The sequence below is a fragment of the Halosimplex halophilum genome, from assembly GCF_004698125.1.
GTDB lineage: Archaea > Halobacteriota > Halobacteria > Halobacteriales > Haloarculaceae > Halosimplex > Halosimplex halophilum.
Genome location: NZ_ML214298.1, coordinates 543,479 through 559,757, shown reverse-complemented (window position 1 = coordinate 559,757; position 16,279 = coordinate 543,479). Strand labels below are relative to the sequence as shown.

General features: G+C 70.9%; 24 protein-coding genes. 14 read left to right on the top strand and 10 right to left on the bottom strand.

Annotation, left to right across the window (positions count from 1 at the left end; all coding sequences use genetic code 11):
- The first annotated feature begins 40 nt into the window (after positions 1-40).
- The 8 genes from E3328_RS13815 (at position 41) to E3328_RS13780 (ending at position 4,886) form a co-directional block, all read left to right on the top strand.
- The gene (locus E3328_RS13815; protein WP_135365218.1) at positions 41-460 is read left to right on the top strand and encodes a hypothetical protein; all 420 of its coding nucleotides are present in this window, start codon (positions 41-43) and stop codon (positions 458-460) included.
- Positions 457-1,095, top strand: coding sequence for an NUDIX hydrolase (locus tag E3328_RS13810; protein ID WP_135365217.1), 639 nt, complete (start codon positions 457-459; stop codon positions 1,093-1,095). Before E3328_RS13815 ends, E3328_RS13810 begins: the two co-directional genes overlap by 4 nt.
- Complete coding sequence (locus tag E3328_RS13805) at positions 1,092-1,658, top strand: NUDIX hydrolase (protein WP_135365216.1); 567 nt, start codon at positions 1,092-1,094, stop codon at positions 1,656-1,658. Before E3328_RS13810 ends, E3328_RS13805 begins: the two co-directional genes overlap by 4 nt.
- Entirely contained in the window at positions 1,655-2,188 is a 534-nt protein-coding gene (locus tag E3328_RS13800; RefSeq protein ID WP_135365215.1) for an NUDIX domain-containing protein, read from the top strand. The genes E3328_RS13805 and E3328_RS13800 overlap by 4 nt, the downstream gene beginning before the upstream one ends.
- Entirely contained in the window at positions 2,185-2,787 is a 603-nt protein-coding gene (locus E3328_RS13795) for an NUDIX hydrolase (protein WP_135365214.1), read from the top strand. The genes E3328_RS13800 and E3328_RS13795 overlap by 4 nt, the downstream gene beginning before the upstream one ends.
- A 68-nt stretch (positions 2,788-2,855) precedes the next feature.
- Positions 2,856-3,224: a rhodanese-like domain-containing protein gene (locus E3328_RS13790; RefSeq protein ID WP_135365213.1), complete on the top strand. Its 369-nt coding sequence runs from the start codon at positions 2,856-2,858 to the stop codon at positions 3,222-3,224.
- 259 nt (positions 3,225-3,483) lie between these two features.
- The gene (locus tag E3328_RS13785; protein ID WP_135365212.1) at positions 3,484-4,041 is read left to right on the top strand and encodes a hypothetical protein; all 558 of its coding nucleotides are present in this window, start codon (positions 3,484-3,486) and stop codon (positions 4,039-4,041) included.
- 98 nt (positions 4,042-4,139) lie between these two features.
- A complete protein-coding gene (locus E3328_RS13780) occupies positions 4,140-4,886 on the top strand; it encodes an MBL fold metallo-hydrolase (protein WP_135365211.1) in 747 nt (248 codons plus the stop codon).
- A gap of 12 nt (positions 4,887-4,898) precedes the next feature.
- On the opposite strand, the gene E3328_RS13775 is transcribed toward E3328_RS13780, so the two are convergent.
- Both E3328_RS13775 and E3328_RS13770 read right to left on the bottom strand, forming a co-directional pair.
- Positions 4,899-5,210: a DUF7968 family protein gene (locus tag E3328_RS13775; protein ID WP_209452203.1), complete on the bottom strand. Its 312-nt coding sequence runs from the start codon at positions 5,208-5,210 to the stop codon at positions 4,899-4,901.
- A gap of 83 nt (positions 5,211-5,293) precedes the next feature.
- Entirely contained in the window at positions 5,294-6,679 is a 1,386-nt protein-coding gene (locus tag E3328_RS13770) for an eIF2B alpha/beta/delta subunit family protein (protein WP_135365210.1), read from the bottom strand.
- Positions 6,680-6,821: 142 nt separating this feature from the next.
- Between E3328_RS13770 and E3328_RS13765 the strand changes: the two genes are divergently transcribed.
- On the top strand, positions 6,822-7,310 hold the full coding sequence (locus E3328_RS13765) for a metallophosphoesterase family protein (protein ID WP_135365209.1): 489 nt from the start codon (positions 6,822-6,824) through the stop codon (positions 7,308-7,310).
- Between the two features lie 30 nt (positions 7,311-7,340).
- On the opposite strand, the gene E3328_RS13760 is transcribed toward E3328_RS13765, so the two are convergent.
- A complete protein-coding gene (locus E3328_RS13760) occupies positions 7,341-8,219 on the bottom strand; it encodes an inositol monophosphatase family protein (protein ID WP_135365208.1) in 879 nt (292 codons plus the stop codon).
- A 177-nt stretch (positions 8,220-8,396) separates the two neighbouring features.
- On the opposite strand from E3328_RS13760, the gene E3328_RS13755 reads away from it, so the two are divergent.
- Together E3328_RS13755 and E3328_RS13750 are read left to right on the top strand one after the other, a co-directional pair.
- Positions 8,397-9,218 (top strand): coenzyme F420-0:L-glutamate ligase, encoded by an 822-nt coding sequence (locus E3328_RS13755; protein ID WP_135365207.1) that lies wholly within the window; start codon positions 8,397-8,399, stop codon positions 9,216-9,218.
- Complete coding sequence (locus tag E3328_RS13750) at positions 9,215-10,177, top strand: 5,10-methylenetetrahydromethanopterin reductase (RefSeq protein ID WP_135365206.1); 963 nt, start codon at positions 9,215-9,217, stop codon at positions 10,175-10,177. The genes E3328_RS13755 and E3328_RS13750 overlap by 4 nt, the downstream gene beginning before the upstream one ends.
- A gap of 30 nt (positions 10,178-10,207) precedes the next feature.
- Here E3328_RS13750 and E3328_RS13745 read toward each other — a convergent pair whose 3' ends face one another.
- Positions 10,208-10,429 (bottom strand): DUF8024 family protein, encoded by a 222-nt coding sequence (locus E3328_RS13745; RefSeq protein WP_135365205.1) that lies wholly within the window; start codon positions 10,427-10,429, stop codon positions 10,208-10,210.
- A gap of 109 nt (positions 10,430-10,538) precedes the next feature.
- On the opposite strand from E3328_RS13745, the gene E3328_RS13740 reads away from it, so the two are divergent.
- Positions 10,539-10,991, top strand: coding sequence for a DUF5814 domain-containing protein (locus tag E3328_RS13740; RefSeq protein WP_135365204.1), 453 nt, complete (start codon positions 10,539-10,541; stop codon positions 10,989-10,991).
- 21 nt (positions 10,992-11,012) lie between these two features.
- On the opposite strand, the gene E3328_RS13735 is transcribed toward E3328_RS13740, so the two are convergent.
- The 4 genes from E3328_RS13735 to E3328_RS13720 form a co-directional block, all read right to left on the bottom strand.
- Positions 11,013-11,696 carry a haloacid dehalogenase type II gene (locus E3328_RS13735; protein ID WP_135365203.1) on the bottom strand — a complete coding sequence of 228 codons (684 nt, stop codon included), beginning with the start codon at positions 11,694-11,696 and terminating at the stop codon, positions 11,013-11,015.
- Positions 11,697-11,833: 137 nt separating this feature from the next.
- Positions 11,834-12,271, bottom strand: coding sequence for a DUF8146 domain-containing protein (locus E3328_RS13730; RefSeq protein WP_135365202.1), 438 nt, complete (start codon positions 12,269-12,271; stop codon positions 11,834-11,836).
- Positions 12,272-12,501: 230 nt separating this feature from the next.
- A complete protein-coding gene (locus E3328_RS13725; protein ID WP_135365201.1) occupies positions 12,502-13,131 on the bottom strand; it encodes an RPA family protein in 630 nt (209 codons plus the stop codon).
- The gene (locus E3328_RS13720; protein ID WP_135365200.1) at positions 13,132-14,067 is read right to left on the bottom strand and encodes a replication factor A; all 936 of its coding nucleotides are present in this window, start codon (positions 14,065-14,067) and stop codon (positions 13,132-13,134) included.
- Positions 14,068-14,297: 230 nt separating this feature from the next.
- On the opposite strand from E3328_RS13720, the gene E3328_RS13715 reads away from it, so the two are divergent.
- Positions 14,298-14,579: a DUF7091 family protein gene (locus tag E3328_RS13715; RefSeq protein ID WP_135365199.1), complete on the top strand. Its 282-nt coding sequence runs from the start codon at positions 14,298-14,300 to the stop codon at positions 14,577-14,579.
- 61 nt (positions 14,580-14,640) lie between these two features.
- Complete coding sequence (locus tag E3328_RS13710) at positions 14,641-15,369, top strand: helix-turn-helix domain-containing protein (RefSeq protein WP_135365198.1); 729 nt, start codon at positions 14,641-14,643, stop codon at positions 15,367-15,369.
- A 42-nt stretch (positions 15,370-15,411) separates the two neighbouring features.
- Here E3328_RS13710 and E3328_RS13705 read toward each other — a convergent pair whose 3' ends face one another.
- Entirely contained in the window at positions 15,412-15,768 is a 357-nt protein-coding gene (locus tag E3328_RS13705) for a hypothetical protein (protein ID WP_135365197.1), read from the bottom strand.
- Positions 15,761-16,138: a MarR family transcriptional regulator gene (locus E3328_RS13700; RefSeq protein WP_135365196.1), complete on the bottom strand. Its 378-nt coding sequence runs from the start codon at positions 16,136-16,138 to the stop codon at positions 15,761-15,763. The genes E3328_RS13705 and E3328_RS13700 overlap by 8 nt, the downstream gene beginning before the upstream one ends.
- Positions 16,139-16,279: the final 141 nt, after the last annotated feature.

Here is a 16,279-nt window from a genome sequence, read left to right as displayed (position 1 = left end):
TATCCGTGTCGTTTTCACGCGCTCGGCCGTAGCGAGGGGTATGCGTCGGGTCACTCGCAACGCCGTCCTGTTGATCCTCGGAGTCGTGGTCGCGCTGCTCGCGCTCGGTGCCCTCCCGTCGCTGCTCGCCAGCGGCGACCCCTACTACGTCACCGCCGAACCCGTCGACGGAAACGAGTCGGCCGACGGCTCCGGCGCGGCGGCCGTCAACGAGAGCGCCGCCGTCAACGGCTCGGCGCTCTCGGAGCGGCGCTACCCCTACACTACTCAGGCGCTCCGCAACGGCACCTCGGACCCCTACCGGAAGGGGCCGTGGGGGCTGAAGGAGTCGTTCACCCACTCGCCGTTCGACGAGCGGTCGGCGCTGGCGGCGCGCAACGCGACGGCCGTCTCCGAGTCGGGCGTGCTCGTCTCGTACAACGGCACGCTTTACCGGGTCGCGGTCGGACAGCGACCATGAGCGACCGCGACGACGCGGACGACCGCGGCGACCGCGACGACGAGCGGACCGACGGCGGCGACCGCGAGGCGGCCGACCCCGCGGCGGACGGACGGACCCGAGAACCCGGCCACGAGTGGCGGGTCACCGAGCGCGAGGCGGAGTACGAGACCGGCTGGTACACCGGCGGCTACGACCGCGTCGAGCAGCCCGACGGCACCGAGAAGGACTACTACTGGGCGGAGCTCCCCGACGCGGTGGTCGTCGTCGCCCGGACCGGCGACGAACTCGTCCTCGTCGACCAGTACCGGCCTGTCATCCGCGAGCAGTGCCTCGAACTCCCAGCGGGCATCGTCGAGGACGGCGAGTCGTTCACGACCGCCGGCGCCCGCGAACTGCGCGAGGAGACGGGCTTCGACCCCGCCGGCGTCTCCCTGCTGGAGGAGTTCTGGTGTTCGACCGGCGTCCTGCGACACAGGCGGGGCATCGTCTTCGCCGAGGGGCTCGAACCGGTCGAGCGCGATCTGGACGGCAACGAGTTCCTCTCGGTGACCACGGTACCAGTCGACGACGCGCTGACCGTGGCGCGGCGCCAGCCCGCCAACGACGCCACCATCGAGGGAATACTGCTCGCGAAGGAGGACGGGCTGCTGTGACCCCGCCCGACCCGCCCTGGACGGACGACGACGCCGAGTGGCCGGTCCGCGAGGAGGTCGTCGCCTGGGAGACGCCGTTCTGCGAGGCGGGCTACGACGTGGTCGAACGCCCCGACGGGACCGAGGGCGAGTACTACTGGCTCGCCTCGGCCGACGCCGCGGCCGCGGTCGCGGTGACCGACGACGACGAACTCGTCCTCGTCGAGCAGTACCGGCCGCGCTACCGCCGGCGGTCGCTCGGGCTCCCCGCCGGGTTCGTCGAGGACGGCGAGGACCCCGAGGCTGCGGCCGCGCGGGAACTCCGCGAGGAGACGGGGTTCGTCGCCGACGACCTCTCGCACCTCGAAACCCACACGCTGTCGCCGTGGACGCGGTACGTCCGCCACCTGTACGTCGCCACCGGCCTCGACCGCGGCGAGCGCGACCTCGACGACGGCGAGTACGTCGACGTGGAGACGGTCCCGGCCGACGAGGCGGTCGACCGCCTGCGAGGCCGCGAGGGAGTGTCGGAGGGCATCACCCTCACCGGCCTGTTGCTCGCCCGCGAGGAGGGTCTGCTGTGACCGGCGGCGACTGGCGCGTCGAGTCGTCGGTCGTCGAGTACGAGAACGAGTACTTCGCCGCGGGCTACGACGTCGTCCGGCGACCCGACGGCACGACCGCCCGCTACTACTGGATCGACCCCGCCGACGTGGTCGCGGTCGTGCCCGTCACCGACGACGGCGAGGTCGTCCTCGTCGAGGAGTACGAACCCCAGCTCGGCGGGACCGTCCTCGGCTGCCCGGCCGGCGGCGTCCACCCCGACGAGTCGCCCGCCGACGCCGCGGTCCGCGAGCTGCGCGAGGAGACGGGGTATCTCGCGGCCGACCCGACGGCGCTGCTCACCTACCGGCCCGAGCAGTGGGTCCGGATGGAGTGTACGGTCTTCCTCGCCGACGCCCTCGACCGGGTCGAGCGCGACCCCGACGAGGGGGAGTTCGTCACCGTCCACACGGTCCCGGTCGCCGACGCGCTCGACGCCGTCCTCGACGCGGAGGTCGTCCACGGCGCGCAGCTGACGCCGCTGCTGCTCGCGCTCGCGGAGGGACTGTGACCGACGGCGAACCCGCCGAGCCGACCGCCGCGAGCGCTGCCGACCTCGCGGAGCCGCCCGCCGACGCCGGCGCCGACTGGACCCGCCTCGACACCGAGGTCGTCTGGGAGAACCCCTACTTCGAGGCCGGCTACGACGAGTACCGCCAGCCCGACGGCGACGTGAGCCGCTACTACTGGATCGACCCGGGCGACTTCGTGGCGGTCGTCGCCGAGACGGCCGACGGCGAGGTCGTCCTGCTCGAACAGTACGACGCCCGGCTGGACCGGTCGCTGCTGACCGTCCCCGGCGGCGCCGTCGACGACGGCGAGTCGTTCGTCGACGCCGGCGTCCGCGAACTCCGCGAGGAGACGGGCTTTCGCGCCGGCGAGACCGAGTTGCTGGAGGCGTTCGAGCCCACCGCCTGGACCCGGATGACCCAGGCGGTCGTCTACGCGTCCGACCTGGAACCCGGGGCTCCCGAGCGCGAGGGCGGCGAGGACATCGAGGTGTACACGGTCCCACGCGAGGACGCGATCGCTGCGGTCCGGTCGCGCGAGGTCCCGTTCGCCGCCTCGCTCGTTTCGCTGCTCGTCGCCCGCGACGAGGGCCTGCTGTAGGGACCGTCGCGCACACCCGTCGGACTCCGACGAACCTATGCCGTCCGATCCCCGATCCCGATCCACCGATGGACGGCGAGATCTCCTGCGACGAACTGCAGGCGCTACTGGACGAGAACGGGGAGGAACCGCCCGAGGACCTCCGGATCGTCGACATCCGGAACCCGGGGTCGTTCGAGCGCGGGCACATCCCCGGCAGCGAGAACATCCCGGCGAACGAACTCACGGACCGCGTCGAGGAACTCGACGGCGCCGACCGCGTCGTGACGGTCTGTCCGAAGGGCAAATCCAGCGTCCAGGCCGCCCGCCTGGTTGGCTCCTACGAGGGCGTCGACGGCCCGGTCGAGAGCCTCGCCGGCGGGCTCAGCGAGTGGGACGGTCCGCTGGATGCCGCCGACACGTCCGACCACGGCGACGAGTCCGCGGCGCCGTTCTGACGCTGTCGCTGTGCCTCGGTCACTGTCCTCGATCCACCCCAGCGCCGCCGCTCGCGGGCGCGAGACGGTGGCTCGGTGAAGGTCCTCGTCACAAGGGGCTCAGTGGGGGTAACTGCTCGTCATCGCCACCGTGCGTGGGTAGTCCGGCGCCGGTGAAAAGGGTATTCGATCGGGTTTCGGCCGGACTGCGAAACCGGGAGCGTCGGTCTCCCGTCGCACCGACCGAAACTGACAGAGGACCTGCCCGTGTATCGCGACTATGGGCCGCGCTCCCGAGTCGTTCGCCGAGGCGCTCGCCTCGGGCAACACCGACCGCGTGAACGGGGCGATCGACGAGGTCGAGGCCGTCGACGCGACCGAGCGCGTCGAGCAGTACCCGGCGCTGTTCGACGCGTGTTACCCGGTCTACGACAGCGACGACGGCTACGTCAGGCAGGCGGTCGTCCGCTTCCTGCGGGACGCCTACCCGATGCTCGAACTCCAGATCGCCGCCGTCGAGGGCGACCGCGTCGACGGGTACGCGACCGACGACCTCGCCGAGATCAGGAGTTCTCTCGTCGAACTCCTCCTCGAAGGGCTCGAAGACGACGACGGCAGAGTCCGGACGGCCGCCGTCGACGGTTTCGAGACGCTCGGCGTCGCGCTCGACGCGGCGGGACTCGACGCCGAGCGGGCGGCGCTGGTCGAGGCGCTCGAAGACCTGGCCGACGGACTCCCGGAGGAGAAGGCCGAGGACGCCGAGAGCGCGAAACGCTCCGTGGAGCGCATGGGATTCGTCGGCGGTCTGATGTCCGATATCGAGATCGATTCGCCGTGAACTCGGAGACGGATCGTATACGACAGAGGACAGCGCATACACACACGTTCGGTCGACAAGCACCCGACTTATGTGGGCTCGGTCGCGTAGGGGGAGCAATGACCGTGCGCCACGACGGGATCACCGTCGAGTGGCTGGGCTACGCCACGCTGCGGTTCGCCGGCGATGACACCGTCGTCTACACCGATCCCGGGCGATACGGCGTGCTCACCGGCGAGTGGGAACCCGACTCGGAGGGGGTCGGCCACCCGCCGGCGCAGGATTACCGTCCGGAGGACGCCGACGTGGTCTGTCTCACCCACGTCCACCACTACGACCCCGACGGCGTCGAACGAGTCGCGGGGCCGGACACCACCATCGTCGCGTTCGAGGCCATCGAGGAGGGCGTCGAGGACCGCGAACTCCCGCCGCTCGACTCGCTGCCGTACGACGTGGTGACCGTCGGCGACAGGGAGTCGCTGACCGTCGACGGCGTCCCGGTCTGGACGGTCCCGGCGTACAACGAGGAGAACGGCCCCCACACCCGCCCGGACGGCACCCCCTTCCACCCGGAGGGGTTCGGCTGCGGGTTCGTCGTCGACGTGGAGGGCAAACGGGTGCTCTACCCCGGCGACACGGACGCGCTCGGCCCCCACCAGAACGTCGAGGTGTCGGTGTTCTGCCCGCCCATCGGCCCGCGGTTCACGATGGACCGCCACGAGGCCGCCGCGCTCGCCGCCGCGATGGAGCCCGAACTCGTCGTCCCGGTCCACTACAACACCTTCTCGACGCTCGAAACGGACTCGCGAGGCTTCGCCGCCGACGTGGCCGAGGCCGGGGTTCCCGTCGCGCTCGACGAGCGCTGAGCGCCGACTCGATCAGTCGCCGTCCCCGGTTTCGGACTCGCGCTCGTCGCTCCCGGCCGGGACGAACGTGAACGCCGTCCCGTCGCCCACGCGGTCGCCGCCCTCGACGGCTTCGACGGTGAGCGTCACGTCCGCGGTGGCGCCGCAGCCGCGGCTGACGAACTCCGCCCACTCGTCGCCGGCGGCGACCGGCCCCGACTCCGTACGCCGGAGGTAGGCATGGTACTGTGACTTCGAGAGCTCCTCGGCGATCCGGTCGCTGACCGGCGCGTACCGGACGACGACCCGTTCGGCGACCTCCTCGGCGGTGGCGTCGGCTGTCACTGGTCGATCCGATGTGGGTCTCGGTGAAAACGGTTGTGCGGTCCGCCGCGCCGACCGGCCGAACGAGTCGCCGCCGGCCCGATCTAGTCGTCCCACCCGGCCAGCGCGCGGTGTTCGTCGGCGACGGCGCGGATCCCGTCGGCGTCCAGCGCGCCGCGCTCGGTCAGGACCGCGTCGACCAGTTCCGGCGGGGTCACGTCGAAGGTCGGGTTCTCAACACTCACGGGAGCGTCGCCGTCGTACACCTCGCGGGGGTCGCGCTCCTCGCGGTCCACGTCGTCGGCCGTCCCTGCCCGGTCCTCACCGCTCGCGGCCGCAATCTTGTCGCTCGCGGCGACGACGTAGCAGTCGATCCCCTCGGCGGCCGCCGCGGCGGCCGCGCCCCGGGTCCCGACCTTGTTGACGACCCGTCCGTCCGGCAGCACCGTGTCGGCGCCGACGACGACCGCGCCGATATCCGTCGCCGCCAGCCGGTCGGCCAGCGCCGCGTCGGTCGTCAGCGTCACCGCGGCGTCGGTCGCTTCGGCGAATCGCTCGGCGGTCCCGACGCCCTCCCGGCCCGGTCGGGACTCGGCGATCAGCACCGCGTCCGGGTCGGCCCGCTCGACCGCCGCCGCGACCGTCCCCGACCGCGAGAGGGTGGCGATCCGACCGGGGAGCCGGTCCGCCGCGAGGGCGGCGGCGTCGGCGTCAGCGGCGCTCGCGCGTTCGATACCTTCGAAGGAAGCAGCTTCGAGTGCGGCCGGGGTGGCTTCCTCGCTCGCCGCGTCCATCGCCCGGTTGACGCGGTTGGCGACGACGGCCATCGACGGGTGGGCGTCCAGCAGGGCGCGGGCGACGGCGACGAGGTCCGTCCAGTCCGCGGGGGTACCGTCGGCGTCCGTACCGTCACCGTCCGCGCTCGCCCCACCACAGCCCACTCCTTCGACCGCCAGCGCGGCCTCGTCCCGCAGAACTTCCAGCGCGCGCAGCGATATCCAGGCCGACCCGTGCTGGGCGTCTTCGGCGACAGTCTGGACCGTCGGCCGCACCCGGTCGTAGGATGTCCAGAGTTCGGGCACCGTTTCGCGTCGCAGGATCGCCGCCGGCGCCGTCCACTCGAACTCGTCGGTCTCCTCGTTCGGTTCGACGGTCCGCACCTCGCAGTCGAACAGATAGGGGTGGACGACCCACCGGCGACCGAGTTCGTCGTCGACGACCGGGAAGGGGTCGCCCCGCCGGACCAGCGCGGTCTCGCTGTCGGGGTCGATACCCGTCTCCTCGCGGGTCTCCTCGCGGGCGGCGGCGTCGGGGTCGCTCTCGGCGTGACCCGCCACGGCGCCCCACCGCCCGGTGTAGGAGCCGACCGCGTCGCTCCGGCGCAGGAGCAACACCTCCCCGTCGTTGCGGAGGAACACCGTCACGACATGGGTCTCGTCGAGGTCGTCCCCTGGAGTCCCATCGGTGTCCCCGTCGCGCTCGTCGGTCATCGCTCGCAGGTTCGCCCGCCGACCCTATCAGCGCCGGGGTCGTCGTCCGCGTGACCGACGGCGGCGCCGCGGCGGGCTCCGAGCGCGACCCGCGGGTCCGCGAGGGGGAACCGACTTGGGCGTCCCGGCCGAACGCCGCCGTATGGAGATCGCCCTCGTCAGCGACACGCACATCCCCTCGCGCGCCAGCCGGATCCCCGACGCGTTCCGCGAGCGGATCCGCGCGGCCGGCCACGTCGTCCACGCCGGCGACTTCGACTCGAAGGGGACGCTCGCCGACGTGGAGGACCTGGCGCCGGAACTGACCGCCGTCGCCGGCAACACCGACCCCCGCGTCGGGCTGCCCGAACGGGCGACCGTCGAACTCGGCGGCGTCACCTTCGTCGTCCTCCACGGCGCTGGCTCCAAACGCGGCTGGGAGGACCGGGTCGCCGCCGCGGTCCGCGAGGAGGCCGACGAACCGCGGGTCGGCGTCGCCGGCCACACCCACGAGGTGTTCGACCGGGAGGTCGGCGGCGTCCGGCTCCTGAACCCCGGGAGCGCGACCGGCGCCGCGCCGGCCGACCGGGCGACGATGATGACCGTCGACGCGGCCGACGGCGACCTGGACGTGACCGTCCACGAGGTCTGAGCGGGACCGAACGGGTGGAGCGGTCGCCGGTCACTCGGACAGCGCGCTCGTCGCGGCGTCGAACAGGGCGTCGCGGATCTCACGGTCGGCGCCGAAGACGGTGAGCGGCCCCTCCGAGCGCGCGACGGCGCCGGCCTCGCCGGCGAGCAGCGACCCGGCGACCTGCTCGCGCTCGGCGGGGTAGTAACAGACGAACCCCTCCAGCTTCCCGCGGGCGAGCAGCCCCCAGTAGACCACGGGCGCCCACGTCTGGATGGCCCGCTTGGGGACTTCCTCGACGGCGTCGGTGACAGCGTCCCACTCGCGGCGCTCGGCGCCGCCGGAGACCACCTCGGGGCCGATTATCATGCCGACGGTCGCCTTCTCCGGCGGGAGGGTCGTCCCGTCGGTCACCTCGACCGGCGTCCCGTTGTACTCGACGCCGCCGCCACGGGTCGCGACGTAGGTGTCGTCGAGGACGGGGACGTGGACCGCGGTGGCGACGGGTCGGTTCTCCGGGCCGTCCGGGCCGGCCCGGTCGCAGGCCGTCGCGGCGACGCCGAACGTGGGGATGCCGGCGGCGAAGTTGTTCGTGCCGTCGAGGGCGTCGACCACCCAGCGGTACGCCCCGTCGCCGTCGTGGTCGCCGGACTCCTCGGCCGAGATCCGGTGGTCGGGGTGGGCGTCGGTGATGGCGTCGAGGACGCGCCGCTCGGCTTCCCGGTCGGCCTCGGCTTTCACGTCCTTGGCCGTGTAGTCGGCCGGCGTGCCGCCGTTCGCGAAGGCCTCGCGGAGGTAGTCGCCGCCGGCCTCGACCGCGCGGCGGGCGGTGTCGGCCAGCGCGTCGGCGTCGACGTCGTCGGCCGCACCGAACCGGGGAGTGCCGGCGCTGTCGGCACCTGCGTCGGCGCCTGCGGAGTCGTCGGGCATAGCCTGGCGTGTGGACCGCCACCCTACGAGCGTTTCGGATCGGCGCCTGTCGGCGTCGGTCTCGCGCGGCGTCGCGGTGACCCGTGGCCGCGCCGTACCGGCAGGCCGGCCGTCACCGACCCGGGCGATCCCTGCTCGTAACGGGGCGCTTTTGACGGGGCACGACCCAGTGCGGGTATGGAACTGTTCGCGGTCGAGGGCATCCCGGAGGTCCGCCCCGGCGACGACGTGGGCGAGCTCGTCGCCGACGCCGTCGACCTCCGCGAGGGCGACGTGGTCTGTGTCTCCCACTCTATCGTCTCGAAGGCCGAGGGCCGGGGCGCCGACCTCGGCGAGTTCGACCCCGGACCGCGGGCCGAACGCATCGCCGAGCGCATCGGCGACCTCGCCGGCGAGGAGAAAGACCCCCGCTTCGCCCAGGCGGTCCTCGACGAGAGCGCGGAACTGCTCACCGAGGAGCCGCTCATGCTCGCGGTCACCCGGTTCGGCCACATCTCCGTCAACGCGGGTATCGACCGCTCGAACGTCCCCGACTCCGATCTGCTCCTGCTTCCCGAGGACCCCTCGGCCAGCGCCGAACGGATCGCGGAGACGCTGGACGCGCCAGTGGTCGTCACCGACACCTCGGGGCGGCCCTTCCGCCAGGGTCAACGGGGCGTCGCCATCGGCTGGGCGGGGCTGCCCGCGGCCCGCGACTGGCGCGGCGAGACCGACCGCGACGGCCGCGAACTCGGCGTCACCGTCGAGGCGGTCGTCGACGAACTCGCCGCCGCCGCCAACCTCCTGACCGGCGAGGGCGACGACGGCCTCCCCGTCGTCGTGGTCCGGGGCTTCGAGTTCGGCGACCACGAGCCCCACGACGGGCTCTTCCGCTCGCCGGAGGGCGACTACGTCCGCGACGCGCTGCGGGAGTGGGAGTACGACAGGGAGCGGTTGCGCGAGGGCGGCGACCGGGCGGACGACGACGGCGGCGCGGATGACGGAGGAGACACGGAATGAGAGCGATCGAACTCACGCCGGAGCGGCCGGTCTCGACGATAGCACAGCTGGGCGCGACCGCGGAGCGGGTCGGCTTCGACGCCGCGTTCGTCAGCCACCACTACAACAACCGCGACCAGTTCGGCGCGCTCACGGCCATCGCCGGTGAGACCAGCGATATCGACGTGGGACCGGGCGTCGCCAACCCCTACGAGACCCACCCCGTGACGCTGGCCTCGCGGATGGCCACCCTCGACGAGTACAGCGGCGGCCGCGGCGTCTTCGGCGTCGGCCCCGGCGACGCCTCGACGCTCGCGAACCTCGGCATCGACCCCGACAGCCCGCTACGGCGGGTGCTGGAGACGTTCAGAGTCGCCCGGCGCCTGTGGGACGGCGAGCGCGTCGACCACGACGGCACCTTCGAGGCGGCGGACGCCGGCCTCAACTACGACGCCGGCGACATCCCGGTCTACGTCGGCGCCCAGGGGCCGCACATGACCCGCATGGCCGCCAAACACGCCGATGGGGTCCTCTACAACGGCGCCCACCCCCGCGACTACGCGTGGGCCAGCGAGCGGGTCGCCGAGGGACTGGACGAACGGCCGGACGACCGCGGTGAGTTCGACTTCGCCGCCTACGCAGCCGTCAGCGTCGCCGAGGACGGCGAGGCGGCCCGCGAGGCTGCCCGCTTCCCGGTCGCGTTCGTCGCCGGCGGGGCGCCCCCGCCGGTGCTGGAACGGCACGACATCGACCGCGAGGCCGCCGACGAGGTCGGGTCGGCGGTGTCGGCCGGCGAGTTCCGCGAGGCCGCCGGGCTGGTCACCGACGCGATGCTCGACGCCTTCTGCATCGCGGGCTCCCCGGCGGAGGTCGCGGCTGAGATCGACGCCGTGCTGGAGTACGCCGACAGCTTCGTCGCCGCGTCGCCGCTCGGCCCCGACGCCGAACGGGCTATCGAGTTGCTCGGCGAGCTGGAGTGAGTTGCGAGAAGCGGCGGGCGGTCCCGCGGGCTATCGCGCTTCCGGCGGCGGCGAACTCGCGCCGGTGAACAGCGAGAAGAAGGCGCCCAGCGACAGGACGCCGAACACCGCCGAGGCGCCGAGGACGAACAGGGCGCCGAAGGCGATCAGGACGTAGTTGAGCGGGTCGTGGGCCGCGACCTCCGCGAACTTCCCGGGCATCTCGACGACGCTGTTGACGAGTTCCACCGCCGACTCCGTGAGGGTCACCATACCGGAACGTTCGAACCCTCCCTACTTCGACGTTTCGTGTGCGGACCGGTGGCTCCCCGGCGTTCGTCCGAGACGCTTTTGCCCCCGCGGCCGCTCCTGTCTGGTAGCCGTGGCCATCACGGACAAGATCTACGTCAAGAACCACCAGCAGATCGCCTCCCAGCTAGAGACATCCTTCCCGAAGGGGGCGTTCAAGGGGGCGACGCTGGACATCCTCTACCAGGGGGAGAACCTCGCGAAGCTCGACGACGCCACCCAGGACCGGGTGCTCGACTTCGCCCAGGACTTCATGGACTGCGACTGCGAGGCCAATCCCCACTGCGGCCACCCCGAGGAGAAGTTCGTCCGGTATCTCCTCGACCTCCGCGCCCAGGGGATGGGGCCCGACGCCATCGTCGACGTGATGGGCGACGACTACATGCTGTACGCCTACCCCGGCGACGTGCTTTCGTTCCTCGACGGCGCCGTCCGCACGCTCGAAGCCGTCGAGACGCTCGCCGACGTGGACGGCCGCTCCGACTTCGCGAGCGACGCGCGGCGGAAGCGCGAGGAACTGCTGTAGCGCTTCGCCGTCTCCGCGTTCTCACGCTTCGAGCGCTGTGACCAGATCGTGAAACGTCTCGATGGTCAGGTCCGGCTCCGGCCCGAACGTCTCTGGCGGGTCGCCCTTCCGGTCGACCCACACCCCCTGCATCCCGGCGTGCTGGGCGCCCATCACGTCGAACCACAGCGCCGTGACGTGGGCCAGCTGCTCGACCGGCTCCCCGACGCGCTCGGCGGCGTGGCGGTACAGGTCGACGTGTGGTTTGAACGTCTCCACTTCGTCGGCGCTGATCGTGTCCGCGACCAGGTCCCCGATGTCGGCGTGGTCCACCAGCGATTCCAACATCTCGGGATTGCCGTTCGAGAGGACGTAACAGTCGTAGCCCGCCTCGATGAGCGCTTCGAGGCCCTCCCGCACGTCGTCGAACACGTCGAGTTCGTGGTAGACGGCGAGGATCTCGTCGCGCTCGTCGGCGGAAATGTCGGCGTCCGTCGCGTCAAGCGCGTACTGGAGCGCGTCGCGGTTCATCTCGTAGAACGGCTGGTAGGCGTCGACGTGGTTGGCGACCATCGTGTACTCCAGCGACCGCGCCCGCCACAGGTCCGAGACGGGCTCTGGCTCGTCGACCCGCTCCGCCAGCGCCCGCTCGGCCGCTTCCACGTCCACGAGCGTACTGTACGAGTCGAACAGCAGCGCTGACGCGCGGTCGGGGTCAAACGTCATACGGTAGCACACCACGACGGCCGGTCACATAACGGCTCGCCTGGGGGTGTCGAACGCGAGGACAACGGGCCGAGACGGGAGCGTGCCGCGAAGTAGGCCGGAAAGAACGCGCGCAGAGAAAACCGAGGGGGAGACGGCTAGATCGACTCTTCGAAGTTGCCCAGGCGGTAGGAGGCCTCCTCGTCGTCCTCGCTGCCGTCGAGGTCCTCGAGCTGGACCACGTCCTCCTGGTCGTGCTCGTCGAGCTGCTGGCGCAGCTTCGTCACGTAGCGCTTGTGCTCTTCGAGCTGCTCGCGGAGGTGTTCCGCCTCGAGTTCGAGCCGCTCGTGCTCGCGGACGAAGCTCTTGGGCACCTCGACCTTCGGCGGGAAGCTCTCGGTGTCGCTCGTCGAGGCGCTCGACTCGTTGAGCTGATGTTCCGGGACCACCTCCACCTGCCCGTCGTGGGCGACGAGCATGTCGACGTAGTCCCTGAACACCGCCGACAGCGAGAGATCCCGCTCGTCGGCGATCTCGCGGAGCGTCTCGAACTTGTCCTCGCTCACGCGAAAGGAGATCGTCTTGTTCTTGCTCATTACTCCGCAGTCCGTTCTCGGCCCACTTAATCGTTTGTCAGACGCTGGCACGAGCGTCGGGCACCGTGAAAGAAACCGCCACGGGCGCGCTACGGACCGATCTCGCCCTCTCTGGCGGTATCAATTCTGATATTCGGCGGCTCGGCAGGAGGTACACGGGCGCCGCTCGGCGGGTTCGTCCGCCTGTCGTGTTATATCGAAAGAAAGAACGCGCGAACGGCCGGCCCGGGTCAGGCGTCGCCGGCTTCGGCGGCGACGGCCTCCTCGTCTTCGAGGCTCTCCAGGGCCTCGACGACCTGCCGGCGGTAGTTCTCGATCGGGAGGTCGTACTCCTCGGCGGCCATCGCGACGTACTCGTCGACGGCGGCGCCGTCGCCGTCCTCGCCGGTCTCGTCCTCGTAGCGGCGGATCCGTTCGAGCGTGCGCTCGGCCGTCTCGACGACCCACCGATCCCGGGTCGCGGCGTCGACCTCGGTGATCGACTCCGGCCGGATGGAGACGTTCACCTCGCCGTCGTCGGTCTCGTAGGTGCGGGGCTTGCCGACGACCGAGACGTAGGCCGGCGGCTCCAGCTCCCGCAGCATCGAGGCCGCGTCGGGCTGGTACTGGCCCGCGTACATGTAGTAGCGGTCGCCGTTGGGGTCGATGACCTGCCCCTGCCAGTACTCGCTGTCGTCGCCCACGTCCTCGGTCTCCATGAGCGTCCCGACGAGGAACACGCGGTTGGCCCGCTCGCCCGTCGGGAGCAGCAGGTAGACCGGCGCCCGCTCGTCGTCGCTCTCCTTGAACGTGTACGTCGCGTCGTTGAACTCGCCCGCGAACACGCGGCGGGCGACCTCGCGGGTGGGTGTCGTCGCCATCTATATCGACCTCGCTTTGATCAGCACGGCCTCTGCATCCGTCGGCTCGGAGAGCCGCTCGACCTCGTCGACCAGCACGTACCGCCGGAAGGTCGGCCCGGTGACGCGGTAGTACTTCCCCAGCAGGTCCGCGCGCATCTCGTCGGCGACGACGGACGTGTCGAGCGCGTCCATCGCCATCTCCTGGGCCTCCTCCAGCGTGATGCCGGTCAGGTTCTCCGTGGCCTCCTTGTCGAACAGCACCTCGTGGACCTCCTCGCCGTCGTCGAGTACGCCCTTGATCCGCAGGTCGAACTCGCCCTCGACCTCGCCGTGCTCGTTGCAGCGACCGTTCTGGAGGACGCGCGTGCAGTCCTCCTCCGGGCAGCGCTTGATCAGCCCGGACCCGGACTGGATGTCGACCAAGGCGCCCTCGACGGTCACGTCGTCGTCGCCGACCTCGATCTCCTCGTCGAGCTCCTCGATCACCGTGGTACGGTTGAGCTTCACCGAGAACCGCCCCTCGTACTCGTCGGTCACGACGTTCCGGAGGTCGTAGACCTTCCCCTCCTCCAGCTCGGGCAGGTCCGATTTCGACCACTTGGTGAACTTGATCGTGCCCGTCTCGTCGCCGAGCAGGCCGACCTGCGCCACGGCGTCGGAGTTTGCCTCCCACAGCTCCGTGACCTCGCCCTTGATGTCGACCCACTCCTCGGGGGCGTCGATGTCGGCGACCTGAACCCGGTCGTTGCCGGACCCGCCGCCGCCGAGTTCGTCGCGCTCCATCCCCGCCTCGTCGAGGTAGGTGTTGGTGACGCTCCGCCGGGCCTCCGAGAGGGGGACCTTGTACTCGTTGACCAGCGTGTCGAGACGCTCCTCCACGTCGTCGACCGAAAGGTCCAGCTGGTCCTCGAACTGTTCGTGTATCTCTGTCGCCTGGGTACGCAAATCCGTCATCTGTGTCGTTCCTGTCTCCGCGTTGTTTCGATGGGAGACACTCTTCTCTTGGTCGCCCCCGTATATAAACTCTCGTACGGCGGAGTGAAAGTGAAAACCGCACGACTGGGCGGGTATAGTTCGGACGTTTCGGGTGCGCGGTATCCTCCGTCTTCCGCGTTCCCCTGGGGCTCCCCGACCCGCTCGAACGCCGACGGGGCTAAGGGCCACCCGGACCAACCCGCGATCAGATGGCAGACGACCGCATCGAGCGCGTCCTCCGGCAGAAGCTCCGGTCGGCGGGCCGCCAGATCGGCGAGGCCAAGCGCGCCTACAGACACGCCCGTCGCTCGGCGGAGGCCGACCTCCCCCACGGCGACGACGGGCGCGCGCGGATCGTCTGCCGCCGGTACGCCGAGCGCCGCGCGGTCGAACTCGACCCCGAGCACAAACCGGGCTGTTTCGACCCCCAGTCCCAGGACTGCCAGGGCTGCGTCGAGGACATTCGGTCCGGCGACATCGAGACGTGGTGAGTGGCCGTCACCGACGGGCGACTTCCGACGGGCATTTGACATCCGGGTTCGAGGGAGTGGTATGGCCCTCCACGCCGAATACCACCTCGGCTGTGCGGCCCTCCCGCTGGTGGACGTGGCCGCCGCGGTACCCGACGCCGAGATCGAACTCTCGATCGGGCTGGGCGAGGGGGAGCGGCCGCGTTTCACCGCGGTCGTGACCGCCGGCCCGGAGACGACCGCGGCCGTCGAGGCCGAGTTCGAGCGCACGCCGTTCGTCGGCGAGTCCCGACTCGTCGTCCGCGAGGGCGACACCAGCCGCTACACCGTCGCGCCGGGCACGAGCATGGCCGAACAGCTCGGCGACCACCTCGACGACCTCGACGACCTGCGCGCGCTCTACGAGACGCCCGTCCAGATCGAGTTCATCCGCGCGACAGCGACGGGCTGGGTCCAGGCGGGTCGGTTCGCCGACCGCGCCGCGTTCGACGAACTCCGCGAGTTCTGGCAGCGCAACACGACCTTCCGACTGCGCAAGCTCGCCCGCGTCGGCGACGACGCCGAGGGCCGGCCCGGTTCAGGCGTCGAGGCCGACGACGGCGACGGCCTCACCGACGCACAGCGCGAGGCGATCCGGACCGCCCACCGACTGGGCTACTTCGAGATCCCGCGGACGGCGACGCTCGACGACGTGGCCGCCGAACTCGGCATCTCGGCGTCGTCGTGTTCCGAGCGACTCCGCCGCGCCCAGACCCACCTCGTCGAGACACACGTCGGATCGGAAGCGCCGTTCGCCGGGCAACCGCCCTGACCTCGCTCCCGCTCTGCCGTCTATTTCCGGCGATACGACCGCTCAGAACTCGACCGACACGTCACCGGAGAGGTACGCGACGCTCCGTTCGACGATCCGGCGCGTGAACGCGTCGGTCACGGCCCCCTGCGCGCTCGCGACCGCGTCGTGTTTGACGGTCACGAGCACCCACGGTGAACAGTACGACGTTCGCTCGGGGTCGGACCCGACCACCCAGTCCTCGTCGGTGATCTCGACGTTGTCCGGAAGGTCGCTCAGCGTCAGGCCCGCACAGAGGTACTCCTCGCCCGCGTACGGGATCGCCTCGGCGGCCAGCACTAACCACGGTCTCGGATCCCCACCCGTGTTGTAGGGGTCCGGCGCCCAGAACACGTCGCCGGCCGCGAACCGGTCACTCATCGCGACGTTCGCGCGGGTCGACCGCGTGGTCCCGCCAGGCCGCCATCTCCGGGGTCTCGTCGTCGCCCTCGCGGCTCGCGAGCGCGGCGGCGGACTGGTCGGCCGCCGCGTCCACGCTCCGCTCGTGGTCGCTGACGCGCCAGTAGTGCCCGCGGTGGTCGACGCGGCCCCGCTCGCGCAACCGGACGAGCGTCGGGCCGACCGAGCCCGCTTTCACGTCCGTCGCGTCCGCGATCTCGCTCTGTGTGTACGCCTTGTCCGGATTGTCCCGGAGAAAGGCGAGGATCGCCGCCGCGTTCGTCCCCGGCGTCGGGCCGTCTTCCTCCCCGTCGGCCCCCAGTTGCTCGAATCGATCCGTGCTGATCGGCATACCGGACGTTGTGTATCACATGTATTGAACACATCGATATATCAGATGTATCGAGCGTATCGCCGGGTCCGTTCGGACAGATGGCTTCCATCGTCCGGTACCGAGGACGGTGTGGTCGCGGCGCGGCGTATAAAAACGGCC